The following is a 15083-nucleotide window of genomic DNA, read 5'->3' as shown; positions in this document are numbered from 1 at the left end:
TCATGCGGGCCTCATGGCGCGGGTGATGAGATGCAGCCGGTCGGCGGCGCTCAGGCGCAGCCTGCCCTGACGGGTGCCCCAGCCCCGCGCCTGCAGGCGATCGAGGACGCGGCGGTAGTTCTCCATCATCAGGATCGCCGGTTTCAGAGCCCGGCGGTCGAGACGGGCCAGGGCCGCATCCGCATCGGCGAAACCGGCCCGCGCCTCCTCGGCGAGGTTCTCGCAGACGCGGGCGAAACGCGGATCGGCCACGAGCGTGGCCGCCGGGGCGTCCTGCAACCCGAGCTGTGCGAGCCGGGACAGGGGGATGTACACCCGTTCGCAGGCCGCGTCCTCGTCCACGTCGCGCAGGATGTTCACGAGCTGCAGGGTGCGTCCGAGATTGAGCGCGAAGTCGTGCGCCGAGGGCACGCCGAAGATGCGGATCGACAGGGCGCCGACCGAGCCGGCGACGCGCCGGCCGTAGAGGCCCAGTTCATCATCGCCCGTCAGGCGCACCCGGTCGGCGCTGTCCGTCTCCATGCCGTCGAGCAGCGCGTGGCACTCCTCGACGGGCAGCTTGAAAAGGGTCGACGCGCGGGCGAGCTCCCGCCCGATGGGCGTTTCCGGCGCCCGGTGCAGCCGGTCGAGCTCGCGCCGCCATTCGCGCAGGAAGGCGCGCTTCTCGGACGCGGGCGCTGCGCCGTCGGCGATGTCGTCCACGGCGCGGCAGAACGCATAGACCGCGTGGATGGCGCGGCGGCGCTCCGCACCGAGACTCCTCATGCCGAGGCGGAAGGACGAGCCCGAGCGCCGCACCACGGCTGCCGTCACATGACGATCGCTCGATGAGGGAGCCCGAACCGTGCCGCGAAGGCCCTGCAGGAAGGCCATGCCGATGTCGGCTCGGCTCACCTGCACGCGCTCCAGAACCGGATCGGCCTGTCGCAGGCGCCCGCTCAGGCGTCGGGCGAGGGCGATGGTCGCAATGCTCTGCGCCCGCAGGCGCTTGCTCCGCAGGTGCTCCGGCAGCGATTGCGCCTGATCGATCAGCATGTCGACCCGGTCGAGCATGGCGTCGAAGACATCCCGGCGCATTCTCGTGTGCGACGGATCGAAGAAGGCCGTTTCCGAGCCCGCGCCCAGCATCCATCGGATCGGGATGTAGATCCGGCCCAGGTGCTCGCGATCCTTGCGGCAGTCCTGAAGATGATTGAGGATCTGAAGCGCCGTGCACAGGGCGTCGGCCGGCCCGTGGGCAGAACCGCGCTCGCCGTGAACGGCCAGCAGGAAGCGGCCGACCGGATTGGCCGACAGGCGGCAGTAATCGATCAGCTCCGCCCAATCGTGATAGCGCGCCTTGACCACGTCCTGGCGAAAGGCGCGCAGCAGGTCGCGGGCTTGGCTCAGGCCGGCCTTGTGCCGCCTCTCGACGGCATGAAGGCGCGCGGCCTCGGGAACGTCCGCATCGCCGGATACGAGGGCCTGCTCGAGCGCATCGAGACGCGCCAGCTTCTCGGCGGCGCCGAGATCGGGGGCGTCGGCGATGTCGTCGGCCGTTCGCGCGAATTCGTAAAAGGCGAGAACCGCGTCCCGGTGCTCGCGCGAGAGCGCCAGGGAGGCGACCGGAAAGTTCTCGTCGCGCGGCCGCTTCGAGGGTTGGCCCGAGTCCATGCTCATGGCTTCTCCTCCAGGGGATAAAGCCTGCCCTTCCACCCAGCACGGCGAGCCTCTCCGATCCGCAGGAGCACGCTCCACTGGATGGAGAGGCCTGCAAGGGTCGTGACGGGATGCAGGGGAATGGACCAGGGGCTTTCCCGGGTGGCGAAGGTCACGAATGTGCGGGTGAGAAGCGACAGGAGAGCCGCGCCGGCCAGCGGAAGGCTTGGCCAGAAGGGGAGAAGCGCGAAGGGCAGGACATGGCCGCCGAGCAGCAGCACGGTCCAGATCGGCAAGGCGACCGGCGTCGCCATGCCTTCGTGGGCGTTCTTGGCAAACCCGTTCCAGGCCTCGCCGAAGCCGGCATACATGCGGCAGGTGGCGAGGCGCTCGCCGGGCATCAGATCCGTCATGATGCCCTTGCGGCGAAAGAGGCGCGCCAGCTGGATGCCGTCATGGATGCGCGACCGGATCGCTGCGTGACCGCCGCTGGCCCGGTAGGCCACACGCTCCATCAGCATGAGCTGGCCGCAGGCCGCTCCCAGGCCGGGATCCCGCGAGAGGCGCATGAAGCCCATGGGCAGGTAGCCGAGAAGCAGCAGATTGATCGTCGGCACCGTCAGCAGCTCGCCGAGGGTGACCATGATCTGGCGCGGCACGGCGCTGACGAGACCGGCGTCGGTCGCCTGCACGTGGCCCGCCAGCAGAGCCGCCGCATGGGGGCTCAAGCGCACATCCGCGTCGACGAACAGGAGATGCGTGCCGTGTGCCGCCTCGGAGAGATGATGGCAGGCATGAATCTTGCCCGTCCAGCCCTCCTCCAGCGGCGGCGCGGTGAGGAGGCGGACCCGGGAATCACGGGCCATGACGGCGCGCACGATATCGCCCGTCCCGTCTGTCGACCCGTCGTCCATCACCAGGATCTCGACGGGCACCCCCATGCTGCCGAGCGCCGCCTCGAGAGCCGGTCCGATATTCTTCGCCTCGTTGCGGGCCGGAATGAGGATCGACACGAGGACATCGCCCCGCGGCGCGTGGCGGGGCGTCGCCCGGAAGGTGCTCAGGTTCATGAGCGCGAGCACGAACGGGATGGCGGCCAGCGCGAGCAGGAGGAAGCCGAGCACCATCATGAGGCGCGTCCCTCGTGGGACGGGTCGAAGGCGCGTCCGCGCAGGGCCGCCGCCATGCGCCGCCACCCGTCATAGAGCCCGCCGACGCCGGCGCGTCCTTCGAGCACGGCCCGGAAGCGGGCCGGTTCGCGGCTTTGCACATCGGCGCTCAGGCGGTCGAGGGTCGCGGCGAGTTCGCTCTCGAGCCGTGCCAGGCGGGCAGGGCGCGCGAGGTTCACGAGATCCTGCCCGCGCATCGCCGGGCCGAACGCCATGAAGGCCTCCGCGCCGCGTTCCAGCCAGAAGCCGTATTCGATGGCGAGGGGCAGGACCGTGCAGTCGGGCGCACGCTCGACGAGGCGCGCCACGCCGGGCTTGAGGCCGAGCGGGCGCTCGCGCACGTCGCCGAAGCGTCCCTGCGCGGTGATCCAGAGTGCCCGGTCGGACGCCGCAAGAATCTCTCCGCCGGCCTTCAGGAAGTCGGCTGCGCCGCGCGGGCTGTCGAGATCGACCCCGAAGGCGCCGATCCGGCCGAAGATGCCGTATTGCGCGAGCATCGCGGAATCGATGGGCGCGTAGCTCTCGTAGGCGGGAAAGAAGCGGTCGGCCGCCAGGATGTAGACCGCCGCGTCCCACCAGGCCGGGTGATTGGAATAGACGACGACCGGGCCCCGCTGCGGCACATCCGGCAGTCCCCATGAGGCGATCCGCAGGGCATTCATGTGGCGGATGAAGTAGCGCCGGAAGGTCGAGACCATGAAGCGATGAAGCAGGGCGGAGCGGCGCGCGACGGGAGAGGCTCCCGGGCCGTGGGGAAAGGCGCGCGCGGTCTCTGCCTTGCTCGGGTTCTGGCTCAAGACACGTTCCGTAGATTCTCGACCTTGCTGTCTGCGTCGAGGGCGTCGGCGGCGATCCAGCCCGACATCATGACCATCGGCATGCCGGGACCCGGATGAGCGGCGCCGCCCGCGAGGTAGAGGCCCCGCACCTGCCGGCTGCGGTTGCCCGGCTTGAAGGCGCCCATGAACTTGCCGTGGCTCGCCAATCCGTAGATGGCGCCGTTCAGCACCTTGTAGCGGTCGTGGATGTCCTGCGGCGTGAGATGGCGCTCGACGACGATGCGCTCTTCGATGTCGCCCATGCCGGCCGTCCGTTTCAGCTTGTCGAGGATCGTCTGACGGTAGGCGGGGAACATCTGCGACCAATCGTGGTGCGGGCGCAGGTAAGGCGTATGGACGAGCACGTAGAGGGCTTCGCCGCCATCCGGCGCGACGCTCGGATCGGTGGCGGCCGGCGCCGCGAGATAGCAGGTGGGATCAGGTGCCGGCTCGCCGCGCCGGTAGATGAAGTCGAACTCCTCCTCCGGGTCCCGGGAGAACACGAAGTCATGATGGAGGACATGATCGTAGCGCTTGTTCAGACCCAGATAGAGCACCACGCCGGAACAGGCCGGCTCGAAATCCTTGCGCGCGTAGTGCTCGCCGACCTCGCCGCCGACCAGCTCCCGGTAGGTGCGGATGGAATCCATGTTGGAGACGACGGTGTCGTAGGCGACCGTCTCGCCGCTCGCGAGGACGACGCCTTCGACCGCGCCGTTCACGATCCTGAGCGAGGCCACGTCGCAGTCGGTCCTGATCGTGGCGCCCAGTTCCGTGGCGAGTTTCGCCAGGGCCTCCGCCACGGCCCGGGTTCCGCCCATGGGATACCATACGCCGTCGGCCGCCTGCATGTGGGCGATCGCGCAGAGCACCGCGGGCGAGCCGTACGGGGATGAGCCGACATATTGCGTGAAGTGATCGAGCATCTGCGCCAGGCGCTCGTCCTTCACCTTTGACCGGATGGTGCCGGCCACGGAGGAGCCCATGCGCAGGGACAGAACATCCCGCAGGGTCGCGGGGTTCATGTTGGCCCGGATGTTGATGGTGTCGAAGAGATCCTCGACGGGCTTCCAGAAGAAGAACCGGTTCGAGATGTCGTGAAGGTGGGCGGAGATCTCCTGGAAGCGCTTGTACCCGTCGCCGGCGTTCTTGCCGGGCGCGAAGCGGTCCATGGCCTCGGCCATGGCGGCGATGTTCTCCTGGAGGTCGATCTGCGTCCCGTCGTCGAAGAAGCACCGCCATTGCGGGTCGAGACGGACGAGGTCGAGATAGTCGGAAAGGTGACGGCCGGCTTCCGCGAAGATGCGTTCGAGAACGCGCGGCACGGTGAGGATCGTGGGTCCCATGTCGAAGCGGAAGCCGGCCTCGTGCAGAACCGCCGCCTTGCCGCCGATCCAGGCATTCTTGTCGTAGAGGGTGACCCTGTGCCCGCGCGCCGCCGCGACACAGGCTGCCGCCAGCCCGCCCAATCCTCCGCCGATCACGGCAACCGAAGTCCCTTGAGCGCTCACGCATTCCTCCCGCCGGGCACGAGCCCACGCGTCGTGGGTCTGCGTCCAATCGTCATGGTTCTAGGAAGGCCAGGGGCCAGTTCAAGACGGATCACGAAGGTTTGGTCGGCGGGCGCAGATCATGCGAAGTGAGGCCCCGCCCGGTGCGCGGATCACCGGGTCGAACCCGGCCGCGGCCAAGCGTGGCCTCAGGTGGTTCACGGTGCGGATGCCCCCGCCCCAGAGCAGGTTCTTCAGGCGGTTGATCGCGGGGGCCCGGCCATGACCCTCCGATGCCAGAACGGCGACGAGAAGCCACCCGCCGGGCCTCAGGGCGCGAAAGACCCGCTCGATCGCCTGGTGGATGATGGCCTCGGGCAGGAACATCTGAGGCAGAAAGGCGAGGTCGAAGGCCTCTTCGTCCCTCAGATCTTCCACCCGCTCCTGCCGAACGTCGATGCGAGCCGCGAGGCCCGCCTCCTGCACATGGCGCGCCCCGACGGCCGCCGGGTGCGGGGCGGGCTCGAGCGCCGCCGCGGTCAGGTGTGGGAAGTGCCTGCAGAGCGTGATCGAAAGGCCCGCGGCTCCTGCGCCCACGTCGAGTAGGCCCGCGCCGGGTCGCTCGAGACGCGGCACCAGGCCCGGCAGGAACTTCAGTTTGGGCAGAGCCCGCGTGGTCCAGAGCTGGGTCAGGGTCCCCTGAGCTTCGATGATCGCCTCATCGGTGTGGGTCCAGCCGTCCAGCGTCAGGGTGCCCTCGGTCGATCTGCGCCGGAAGCTCTCGGCCTGCAGAAGAGGAGCCCGAAGGGAGGCCTGAAAGGTCGCCACTCCCTCGGGCGTGGTGAACGGCATGAGGGACGGCGCTGCGCGGATGCGGTCGCGCTCCCACACGAGGAAGCCATAGCTGGCGAGAACGTCGATCAGGACTTGCACGAGCCGGGGCGGCAGCGATGCAGCTCGCGCCAACTCGTCGATCGCCATGGGCTTGCCGAGTTGGGCGAGAAGACCGCTTTCGGCACAGGCCGAGAGCGCGCTGGCCGACCAGATCGCATGATCGGCCTCTTCGAGGACCTTCAGTACGTCGCCCGATCGCCGGAACGGCGGAGCGCCCGCGCGATGCCATGTGGGAAGACCGATGGATCCGAAGCCCACGCGATCTCCTCCGTGGGACAGGAGAGCATAGGCGCGCCACAGCATGGCAGCCCTATCGGATCGGGATCACGACCGTCGTCGCGGGTTCCCTGACGACGATCCGGGCCGCCTCGAAGTTCGGAGGGCCGCGGCGGCCCACGTCGTTCGAGAAGCCGTAGGGCTCATTGGGCAGGCCGATGAAGCTGCGGTCGAGCTTGCCGTTGCCGTTCACGTCATGGAAGACCGCGATGGCATAGGTGCCGGGCTTCACGTTCCTGACCCGCAGTTCCACCGTGCCCGACGTGGCCTGGCCGCGATCTTTGTAGGGGCAGGTGGCTTCCTCGAAGCTCGTGTCGCAGATTCCGGCATAGACCATGTTCTGATCCGGCTGAACGCCCTGCGCGCGGATCGTCAGCGTCGCCGCCTGGGCGCAAGAGGCGGAAAGCAGAAGAGCGATCGTCAGTCCAATGCGTCCCATCCGGCGTTCCTCTAGAGAGCCGCTTCCCCAAGCGGCGTGACGGCAGGTTCCGATTCCCGGCGGCCTGCCCGGCGGCGCTCCCGGTCCTCCAGCAGCAGGCGCGTGGTGATACGTGCGCCCTCGTAGATCACCGGCAGGCCGCTGCCGGGATGCGTGCCGCCGCCGACCAGATAGACGTTGCGCCCGAAGCGGTTGTGAGGCCGGAAGTACAGCATCTGCGTGAGATTGTGCGCGAGGTTGAAGGTGGCGCCATCGAACACGGCGAAATCGTCCTGCCAGCCGCGGGGCGTCACCACGCGTTCGAACCGGATGCGGTCCTCGATGTCGTGAAGCCCGAGCAGCTTCAGCCGCTCGAGGGCGAGCCTGCGATAGCGGGGCGCCTCGCGGGTCCAGTCGATCCCGCAGCGCAGGTTCGGCACGGGGACCAGCACGTAGAGGCTCGTGTGGCCCTTGGGCGCCAGGGACGGGTCCGTCGCGCCCGCATGGTGCACGTAGATCGACGGCTCTTCAGGCAGGATGCCGCCGGTGATCTCGCGGATGTTGCGCTCGTATTCCCGGGACAGCAGGATCGTGTGGTGGGCGAGTTCGCCGACATCGCCCTCGATGCCGAGATAGAGCATGAAGGTCGAGCAGGAGATCTTTGCGCGCTTGAGCTTCTTGTTCGTCCAGCGCGGGCGCATGGATTCGGGCACGAGACGCTGCATGGCATGGCCGAAATCCCCGTTCACGACGATCGATCCGGCGGCGAATTTCTCACCGCCGGCCTCGAGGCCGACAGCCTCGCCTCCTTCGTAGAGAATGCGGTCCACCGGCGTGTTCAGGCGGATGTCGACGCCCATCTTGCGCGCCACGCGGGCCATCGCGTCCGAGACAGCGCCGCAGCCGCCCATGGGATGGAACACGCCGTGCTCGTATTCGAGAAAGGAGAGAATCGTGAACAGGCTCGGGCACTGGAATGGCGACATGCCGAGGTATTTCGTCTGGAACGAGAAGGCCAGACGCACGCGCGGGTCGGCGAAGTAGCGCTTGAGGTCACTGTCGACGCTGGAGAACGGCCGCAGCTTCGGCAGGGCCGCCAGCATCGCCGGCGAGAAGAGATCGGCCGGACTTGAGAAGGCCTGTTCCAGCACCGGCCGGAAGGCTTCGAGCTTGTCCCGGTTGTCGTCGAGAAAGCGGCGCACGTTGCGCGCATCGGCGGGGGCCAGACGCGCGATCTCCCGTTCGAGCCGGTCGAGATCGTAGGTGGCGCGGATGGACCCGCCGCCTTCGAAGACAAGATGGTATTGCGGGTCGAGGCGCTTGAGCTCGACGTGATCCTCCAGCCGCTCGCCGCAGGCCTCGAAAATGTCCTTCAGGACGCGCGGATACAGGAAGAAGGTCGGGCCGATGTCGAACTTGTAGCCGCCGGGAGCATGGATCGTCCGGGTGCGGCCACCCACGGCAGGCTCGCGCTCGAACACGGTGACGGGAATGCCCTCCCGGGCCAGCAGCATGGCGGAAGCAAGACCTCCCGGACCGGCCCCGACGACCGCAACAGGCTGCGACGGGGAGGATGTGACCATGAGCGGCTGCCTCGGCTGTGGCTGTGGTGGAGCGACGGAAGTCTGAACTAGACCAGTGCGGCGTCTTGACCAGTAGCCGCCCTCCACGATCACGGAAAGGTGAAGCTTAATCCACTCAGAAAAGTAACGTTATTCAGGCTATAGCATTTTTTCTCATAGCTCTTCAAGGCTAGTTCCGCGAATAGATCTGTAATCCTGAAGGATGAGTGAACGTAGAAAAATTTCTCAGCGCCTTATTCTTGCCTCTTTAAGGCTCAGTTTCACTTCCAACCACAACGGAAGGGGAGACTGTCTTTGAAGAACATCCTCACCCGGGCATCTGCGATGATGCCTCTTCTTCTTGTAGCAGCCTGCAATACGACCGCCTCCAATGACCCGAGCATCACGGGGTCCATCTCACAGGCCAATATCGGGACCGGCAATGCCTTTCAGCGCGGCACCGCCTCCTGGTACGGACCGGGGTTTCACGGCCGCAAAACGGCCAGCGGCGAGCGCTTCAATTCCAACGACATGACGGCCGCCCACCGCTCCCTGCCATTCGGCACGCGACTCAAGGTCGTGAACGAAACCAACGGCCGCTCCGTGGTCGTCCGCGTGAACGATCGCGGTCCGTTTACCCATCGCCGCATCATCGACCTCGCCAAGGGGCCCGCCCTGGCCCTGGGGCTGACCTCCACCGGCACGGGCTACGTCTCCCTGCACAGGCTCGATTAGGCGCTTCTTAATCCCTTGCGGCGATCCTTGGCACGATTCGGGACCAAGGGTTGCTTACATGGAATCGAAATCGTCTCAGGCGACGAACGTCATCCGCTTTCCGGGCGCGCGCTCGACGTCCAATCCACGGCGCGATCAACGCAGTCTCATGGATGCGGTTTATGCCGCGGGCTCCCTGTCGATCGACGCGGGTGATCGCACCACCAAAGCCATGGCGACGCGGCTCACCATCTTCGGCTTCGTCGTGATCGACGAAGTGCAGGCGGATGGGAGTGCGCGCCGCCTGCGTGCCTCCGAGGCGATCCACGCATCCACGGCCCGCCCCTGGCGCGTCTCGAAACCGTCGGGCCGCTACCAGGTGGATGAAGAGTGGCCGGACACGGATCGCGCCTTGTTCGCCGCCCTGCAGGCGTGACCTTCGAGAGGGATCTCGCCTTTTCCGTCTCCTGAACTATTTTCCTGCGCCAGTCTATGGCGCCTCAGGGGATGTCCATGCACCTGGTCCAGATTCTTCTGCCGCTTGCCGACAATGCCGGCCGCCGCTTCGACGGCGGCGCCTATGGGCGGGTTCGCACGGAACTGTCCGAGCGGTTCGGCGGCATCACGAGCTTCACGCGCGCGCCGGCCCACGGCGTCTGGAAGGAGGGCGGCCATACCGCCCACGACGATATCGTGGTGTTCGAAGTCATGGCCCGGGAGCTCGACCATTCCTGGTGGGAGCGGTATCGGGCTGAGCTGGAGCGACGGTTCGAGCAGGAAACCATCGTGATCCGCGCCATCAAGGTCGAGATGCTGTAGCCGGCTCCGCCAGACGGTGGCATCAGGGTTGGGCCGCGCCTCGCGCAGGGAACCCGACCCGCACTGCTTCGCTTGTCGTTGAAAAGCGGAGCACTCCCCATGGCCAAGCCACTGATCGTTTCCATTCCCCACAGCCTCGGCCAGGCCGAAGCCATGCGCCGGCTTCATGGCGGCATGACGGGCCTGAAGTCCCAGTTCGGGGACAAGGTCGCGTCCATCAACGAGACCTGGAACGGCAACCGCATGGATTTTCATGTCGGAGCGATGGGCCAGAACGTCAGCGGCCACCTCGAAGTCATGCAGGATCAGGTGCGCGTCGAAGTGCAGTTGCCGTGGATCCTCGCGATGGTGGCAGAGAAGGCGAAGACCTTCATCCAAAAGCAGGGAACACTGATGCTCGAGAAGAAGTGACGGTGGCTATAGCGATGAATAGCCGTTCAGGAATATGAACGGAGATGGAACTAAACAAGCCTGTCTGCGTTGTGTCATCGATTGCGACCACGACCCTTCGTTGGTGCGCTTCACTTAAGACATCGCTTTATTCACCCCGGGCCGTGTTCTTCCGTCCGATCGCGACAACACACCTGTATTTGAGGATGGCGCTATGCATGAGCGTTTGATGACGCAGTCCTATGCCCTTCGTTCGCCTGTCAAAGTCGGTTCAGAAAAACCTCTCCTCGTCTGTTTCTCTCATCTGCGCTGGGATTTCGTCTGGCAGCGGCCTCAGCATCTCCTCAGCCGGGCGGTCAAGCACTACGATGTCCTGATCATCGAGGAGCCCATGTTCAAGGCCGGCGCGAAGCCTCACATGGATGTGAGCGACCGGCCTCAGGGCGTCACCATCGCGGTGCCGGTTCTTCCCGAGGGTCTGTCGCATGAGGACGTCATCGCCGAGCAGCACGACCTGATCGAAGAACTGATCGGCCGCGAGGCCAAGAGCCCGCGCATGTTCTGGTACTACACGCCGATGGCCATGGCCTTCACCAGCGATCTCGAGTGCGATCTGTGCGTCTACGACAACATGGACGAGCTCTCGCTCTTCCGCGGCGCCTCGCAGGAGCTGCTCGATCTGGAGAACGCCCTCTTTTCCCGCTGCGATCTGGTCTTCACGGGCGGCATGAGCCTCTACGAGGCCAAGCGCCATCGCCATCGCAGCGTTCACGGCTTCCCGTCCTCCATCGACTTCCAGCACTTCTCGCAGGCCCGCTCGATCGACAAGGATCCCGACGACCAGGCGCCGATTCCGCATGTGCGTCTCGGCTTCTTCGGCGTCGTCGACGAGCGCATGGACATCGACCTTCTGGCCGAGGTCGCCGATCTGCGTCCCGATTGGCAGTTCGTGATGATCGGACCCGTGGTGAAGATCGATCCTGCGACCCTCCCGCAGCGGCCGAACATCCATTGGCTCGGTGGAAAGTCCTACAACGAGCTGCCGCATTACCTGTCCGGCTGGGATGTGGGCTTCATGAATTTCGCCCTCAACGAGGCCACGAAGTTCATCAGCCCGACGAAGACGCCGGAATTCCTGGCGGCCGGCGTGCCGGTCGTCTCGACGCCGATCACCGATGTGGTGCGCCCCTACGGCGAGAAAGGGCTCGTCGAGATCGCCAAGGATGCCCAGGAGGTGGTCGCCAAGGTCGAGACCATCCTGGCCCGCCCGAAGGAGGCGTGGCTTGCCAAGGTCGACCGCCATCTGGCGGCCGGATCCTGGGACAAGACGTGGGCGTCCATGCACAAGCTCATGCTGGATGCGACCGGTGACGCGACGGCCGATCGTCCCGCTTCTTCCCTTCCCGTTTATGCCACCACGCCTGCGGAGTGATCTGGAATGTATGATTGGTTGATTGTAGGCGCCGGCTTTGCAGGCAGCGTTCTGGCGGAGCGTCTCGCCACCGAACGCAACGAGCGCGTTCTTCTCATCGATCGCCGTAATCACATCGGCGGCAATGCCTACGACCGGTACGACGACGACGGCCTGCTGATCCATCAGTATGGCCCGCATATCTTCCATACCAATTCCAAGCAGATCTTCGATCATCTCTCCCGCTTCACCGAATGGCGCTTCTATGAGCACCGGGTTCTGGCGGAAGTGGACGGCATGCTCGTTCCGATTCCGATCAATCTCGACACGGTCAACAAGCTCTACGGCCTGAACCTCACCTCCGAGCAGCTGCAGGACTGGTTCGCCGAACGCGCCGAGAAGATCGGCGAGATCAAGACGTCCGAGGACGTGGTGGTGTCCGTCGTGGGACGCGAGCTCTACGAGAAGTTCTTCCGCGGCTATACGCGCAAGCAATGGGGACTCGATCCCTCGGAGCTCGACAAATCGGTGACCTCGCGCGTGCCGACGCGCACGAACCGGGACGACCGTTATTTCACGGACGAATTCCAGTTCATGCCCAAGCACGGTTACACGCGGATGTTCGAAAAGATGGTCAGCCATCCGAACATCCACGTCATGACGCAGACGGATTACGAGGACGTCAAGAACGTCGTCCCCCACCGCCGCGTCATCTATACCGGGCCGATCGACGAATACTTCGACTTCCAGTTCGGCAAGCTGCCCTACCGGTCGCTCCGGTTCGAGCATGTGACCCTCGACCAGACCTGGCATCAGCCCGTCGGCGTCGTGAACTACCCGCAGACCAACGACTACACCCGCGTCACGGAATACAAGTATCTGACCGGCCAGGAGCATGCCAAGACGGCGCTCACCTACGAGTATCCGTCTGCCGAAGGCGATCCCTACTACCCGATCCCGAAGGCCGAAAACCAGGAACTGTTCAAGAAGTACGAGAAGCTTGCCCTGGCCACCCCCGACGTGTGGTTCGTCGGTCGTCTGGCCACCTATCGCTACTACAACATGGACCAGATCGTCGGTCAGGCGCTTGCTACCTTCCGGCGCATCAACGAGTCTCTGCCCGTCGGAGCGGACACGTCCGCTGTCAAAGTCGTACCGGCTTCGGCCGCGATGGTTTCGTAATCGACAAAGAGCATTGAACATTCCGCAATAAGAATAGTTGTGGAAGCACTGTTGTAATAGCTCGGAGTTGCATGATGAACCGATCAATAGAGCTTTGGGGCGGACTGGAATGTACCGTCGCAAGAGTTGGCGACGATTATCGCGACCAAAGCCTGGAGACCGGTCATCATGAGCGAATCGAGGATCTCGACCGCATCGCCGAGCTCGGGATCCGCACCCTGCGTCATCCGGTGCTCTGGGAGAGGATCTCTCCCGAGAGCCCGGACCGCACGGACTTCTCCTGGCACGATGCGCGCCTGGAGCGCCTCCGCACCCTCGGCATCCGCGCCATTGCGGGCCTGTGCCATCACGGCAGCGGCCCCCGCTACACCCACATGCTCGATCCTGCCTGGCCCGAGCTCCTGGCCCGCCATGCGGCCCATGTGGCGGAGCGCTATCCGCATCTGGATCTCTATACCCCCGTCAACGAGCCGCTCACGACGGCCCGGTTCTCGGGTCTCTACGGTCATTGGTATCCGCACGGAACGAGCTATGAGGCTTTCCTCAAGATCCTGGTGAACGAGTGCAAGGCGACCGTCCTGTCCATGCGCGCCATCCGCAAGGTCCGGCCGGACGCGCAGCTCGTCCAGACCGACGACATGGGCAAGACCTTCGCGACGTCCACGCTCGCCTACCAGGCCGAGCATGAGAACCAGCGGCGCTTTCTCGGCTTCGATCTCCTGTGCGGCATGGTCGATCGGGATCATCCCTGGTGGACGATTCTGCTCGATAACGGCGTCCCGCAGGCCGATCTCGAGCTCCTGCTCGAGGCCGATGCGGGGCCCGACATCATCGGCATCAACCATTACCTCACCAGCGAGCGCTATCTCGACGAGCGCATGAACCGCTATCCGGAGCATCATTGGGGCGGCAACGGCCGGCACCGCTACGCGGATGCGGAGGCCGTCCGCATGCCTCTGCCGTCCACCGACCTCGGTCCCGCCGCGCGGCTTCGAGAGGTCTGGGAGCGCTACCGGCGCCCCATGGCGGTCACGGAGGCGCATCACGGCAGCACCCGCGACGACCAGCTGCGCTGGCTCATGGAGGTCTGGAACGGCGCCAACGCGCTGCGCGACGAAGGAGTCGACATCCGGGCCGTCACGGTCTGGTCCCTCTACGGGGCCGTCGACTGGAACAGCCTGCTGACGCGCCGCAACGGCTTCTACGAGCCGGGGCCCTTCGACGTGCGGGCTCCGGAGCCGCGACGCACGGCGCTCGCCCACGCGGCGGAGTCGCTCGCCAAGACCGGCGCCTTCGACCATCCGGTGCTCGACCGCGCCGGCTGGTGGAAGCGCGACATCCGCTTCTACAGGCCGCCGGCGAGACAATCGAGGTCCTGCTGGCTTTCCGACGAACCGCGCCAGCTCCTGATCACCGGCGCCACGGGAACCCTCGGCCGCGCCTATTCGCGCCTGTGCGAGTTCCGGGGGCTCAACCACGTGCTGCTGTCCCGGCGGGACATGGACATCGCCGATGCCCGGAGCGTCGCCAAGGCCCTCGCGTGCCATCGGCCCTGGGCGGTGATCAACACCGCCGGGTACGTGCGGGTCGTGGAAGCCGAGAACGACCGACAGGCATGCTTCCGGGAGAACACGTCGGGCCCGGAGACGCTGGCGAGGGTTTGCGCGGATCTGGGCATCCCCCTGGTCACCTTCTCGTCCGATCTCGTCTTCGACGGAACGCTCGACCGGCCTTACGTCGAAAGCGACGCGGTCAACCCGACGACGGTCTATGGCGAGAGCAAGGCCGAGGCCGAACGCCGGGTCCTGGAGGCGTACGACAAGGCTCTCGTCCTGCGCACGAGCGCATTCTTCGGCCCCTGGGATCGCTACAATTTCATCTGGTCCATCCTGAACACCCTCAGCAAGGGCGGGGACGTGGAAGCCAGCCTGGACGTGGTGTCGCCGACCTATGTGCCCGATCTGGTCAACACGTCCCTCGACCTCCTGATCGATGGCGGCACCGGCATCTGGCATATGGCCAATACCGGCGAGACCTCATGGCGCGATCTCGCCGCCATGGCGGCGGAGCGAGCGGGCTTCGATCCTGAGCGCGTGATCGGGGCCGGCGACGATCCGGCTCTCAACACGGCCCTCTCCACCGAGCGCGGTCTCCTCATGCCGCGGCTGGAGAGCGCCCTCGACCGGTTCTTCGCGGACAGCGAGGTGGAGTGGTCGGACGAAGCCATGAAGGTGGCGGCCGAATAGAGAACGTCTCGGCGCCAGACGCTTTCAGCGCAAGGCAAAAGAAAAGGCGGCCAGGG

The 15083-nt window shown here is 65.8% G+C and carries 14 protein-coding genes; 7 read left to right on the top strand and 7 right to left on the bottom strand.

The features are described from left to right. The 7 genes from OCW50_RS18100 to crtI form a co-directional block, all read right to left on the bottom strand. Window positions 1–1659, bottom strand: coding sequence for a squalene/phytoene synthase family protein (locus OCW50_RS18100; RefSeq protein WP_262298532.1), 1659 nt, complete (start codon window positions 1657–1659; stop codon window positions 1–3). Continuing rightward, complete coding sequence (locus OCW50_RS18095) at window positions 1656–2768, bottom strand: glycosyltransferase family 2 protein (protein WP_262298531.1); 1113 nt, start codon at window positions 2766–2768, stop codon at window positions 1656–1658. The genes OCW50_RS18100 and OCW50_RS18095 overlap by 4 nt, the downstream gene beginning before the upstream one ends. Next, a complete protein-coding gene (locus OCW50_RS18090; RefSeq protein ID WP_262298590.1) occupies window positions 2765–3505 on the bottom strand; it encodes a lysophospholipid acyltransferase family protein in 741 nt (246 codons plus the stop codon). The genes OCW50_RS18095 and OCW50_RS18090 overlap by 4 nt, the downstream gene beginning before the upstream one ends. Before the next feature lie 95 nt (window positions 3506–3600). Further along, complete coding sequence (locus OCW50_RS18085) at window positions 3601–5136, bottom strand: phytoene desaturase family protein (protein WP_262298530.1); 1536 nt, start codon at window positions 5134–5136, stop codon at window positions 3601–3603. Window positions 5137–5217: 81 nt separating this feature from the next. After that, complete coding sequence (locus tag OCW50_RS18080) at window positions 5218–6267, bottom strand: SAM-dependent methyltransferase (protein ID WP_262298529.1); 1050 nt, start codon at window positions 6265–6267, stop codon at window positions 5218–5220. A 52-nt stretch (window positions 6268–6319) separates the two neighbouring features. Beyond that, a complete protein-coding gene (locus OCW50_RS18075) occupies window positions 6320–6724 on the bottom strand; it encodes a DUF2141 domain-containing protein (RefSeq protein ID WP_262298528.1) in 405 nt (134 codons plus the stop codon). A gap of 11 nt (window positions 6725–6735) precedes the next feature. After that, window positions 6736–8286 (bottom strand): phytoene desaturase family protein, encoded by a 1551-nt coding sequence (gene crtI, locus OCW50_RS18070; protein ID WP_262298527.1) that lies wholly within the window; start codon window positions 8284–8286, stop codon window positions 6736–6738. 294 nt (window positions 8287–8580) lie between these two features. Here crtI and OCW50_RS18065 point away from each other — a divergent pair, with 294 nt between their 5' ends. From OCW50_RS18065 to OCW50_RS18035, 7 genes are all read left to right on the top strand, one after another. After that, window positions 8581–9000, top strand: a complete 420-nt coding sequence (locus OCW50_RS18065; RefSeq protein ID WP_262298526.1) for a septal ring lytic transglycosylase RlpA family protein — start codon at window positions 8581–8583, stop codon at window positions 8998–9000. A 58-nt stretch (window positions 9001–9058) separates the two neighbouring features. Continuing rightward, complete coding sequence (locus tag OCW50_RS18060) at window positions 9059–9415, top strand: hypothetical protein (RefSeq protein ID WP_262298525.1); 357 nt, start codon at window positions 9059–9061, stop codon at window positions 9413–9415. A 77-nt stretch (window positions 9416–9492) separates the two neighbouring features. Further along, complete coding sequence (locus tag OCW50_RS18055; RefSeq protein WP_262298524.1) at window positions 9493–9798, top strand: hypothetical protein; 306 nt, start codon at window positions 9493–9495, stop codon at window positions 9796–9798. 99 nt (window positions 9799–9897) lie between these two features. After that, window positions 9898–10209 carry a polyhydroxyalkanoic acid system family protein gene (locus tag OCW50_RS18050; RefSeq protein ID WP_262298523.1) on the top strand — a complete coding sequence of 104 codons (312 nt, stop codon included), beginning with the start codon at window positions 9898–9900 and terminating at the stop codon, window positions 10207–10209. Window positions 10210–10417: 208 nt separating this feature from the next. Beyond that, complete coding sequence (locus tag OCW50_RS18045) at window positions 10418–11620, top strand: glycosyltransferase (RefSeq protein ID WP_262298522.1); 1203 nt, start codon at window positions 10418–10420, stop codon at window positions 11618–11620. A 6-nt stretch (window positions 11621–11626) separates the two neighbouring features. Beyond that, window positions 11627–12781 carry a UDP-galactopyranose mutase gene (glf, locus tag OCW50_RS18040; RefSeq protein ID WP_262298521.1) on the top strand — a complete coding sequence of 385 codons (1155 nt, stop codon included), beginning with the start codon at window positions 11627–11629 and terminating at the stop codon, window positions 12779–12781. 74 nt (window positions 12782–12855) lie between these two features. After that, on the top strand, window positions 12856–15027 hold the full coding sequence (locus OCW50_RS18035; protein WP_262298520.1) for a family 1 glycosylhydrolase: 2172 nt from the start codon (window positions 12856–12858) through the stop codon (window positions 15025–15027). Window positions 15028–15083 lie beyond the last annotated feature (56 nt).

It is taken from the genome of Microvirga sesbaniae (genome assembly GCF_025460805.1).
Lineage (GTDB): Bacteria > Pseudomonadota > Alphaproteobacteria > Rhizobiales > Beijerinckiaceae > Microvirga > Microvirga sesbaniae.
The sequence above is the reverse complement of the archived record's forward strand: the minus strand, read 5'-3'. Positions and strand labels throughout refer to the sequence as shown.

Excerpts from the sequence above, each read along its gene's own strand:
- OCW50_RS18050 (WP_262298523.1), top strand. The coding sequence starts at position 9,898 with ATGGCCAAGCCACTGATCGTTTCCATTCCCCACAGCCTCGGCCAGGCC.
- OCW50_RS18060 (WP_262298525.1), top strand. The coding sequence starts at position 9,059 with ATGGAATCGAAATCGTCTCAGGCGACGAACGTCATCCGCTTTCCGGGC.
- OCW50_RS18095 (WP_262298531.1), bottom strand. The coding sequence starts at position 2,768 with ATGATGGTGCTCGGCTTCCTCCTGCTCGCGCTGGCCGCCATCCCGTTC.
- OCW50_RS18055 (WP_262298524.1), top strand. The coding sequence starts at position 9,493 with ATGCACCTGGTCCAGATTCTTCTGCCGCTTGCCGACAATGCCGGCCGC.
- glf (WP_262298521.1), top strand. The coding sequence starts at position 11,627 with ATGTATGATTGGTTGATTGTAGGCGCCGGCTTTGCAGGCAGCGTTCTG.
- crtI (WP_262298527.1), bottom strand. The coding sequence starts at position 8,286 with ATGGTCACATCCTCCCCGTCGCAGCCTGTTGCGGTCGTCGGGGCCGGT.
- OCW50_RS18090 (WP_262298590.1), bottom strand. The coding sequence starts at position 3,505 with ATGGTCTCGACCTTCCGGCGCTACTTCATCCGCCACATGAATGCCCTG.
- OCW50_RS18045 (WP_262298522.1), top strand. The coding sequence starts at position 10,418 with ATGACGCAGTCCTATGCCCTTCGTTCGCCTGTCAAAGTCGGTTCAGAA.
- OCW50_RS18035 (WP_262298520.1), top strand. The coding sequence starts at position 12,856 with ATGAACCGATCAATAGAGCTTTGGGGCGGACTGGAATGTACCGTCGCA.
- OCW50_RS18075 (WP_262298528.1), bottom strand. The coding sequence starts at position 6,724 with ATGGGACGCATTGGACTGACGATCGCTCTTCTGCTTTCCGCCTCTTGC.
- OCW50_RS18100 (WP_262298532.1), bottom strand. The coding sequence starts at position 1,659 with ATGAGCATGGACTCGGGCCAACCCTCGAAGCGGCCGCGCGACGAGAAC.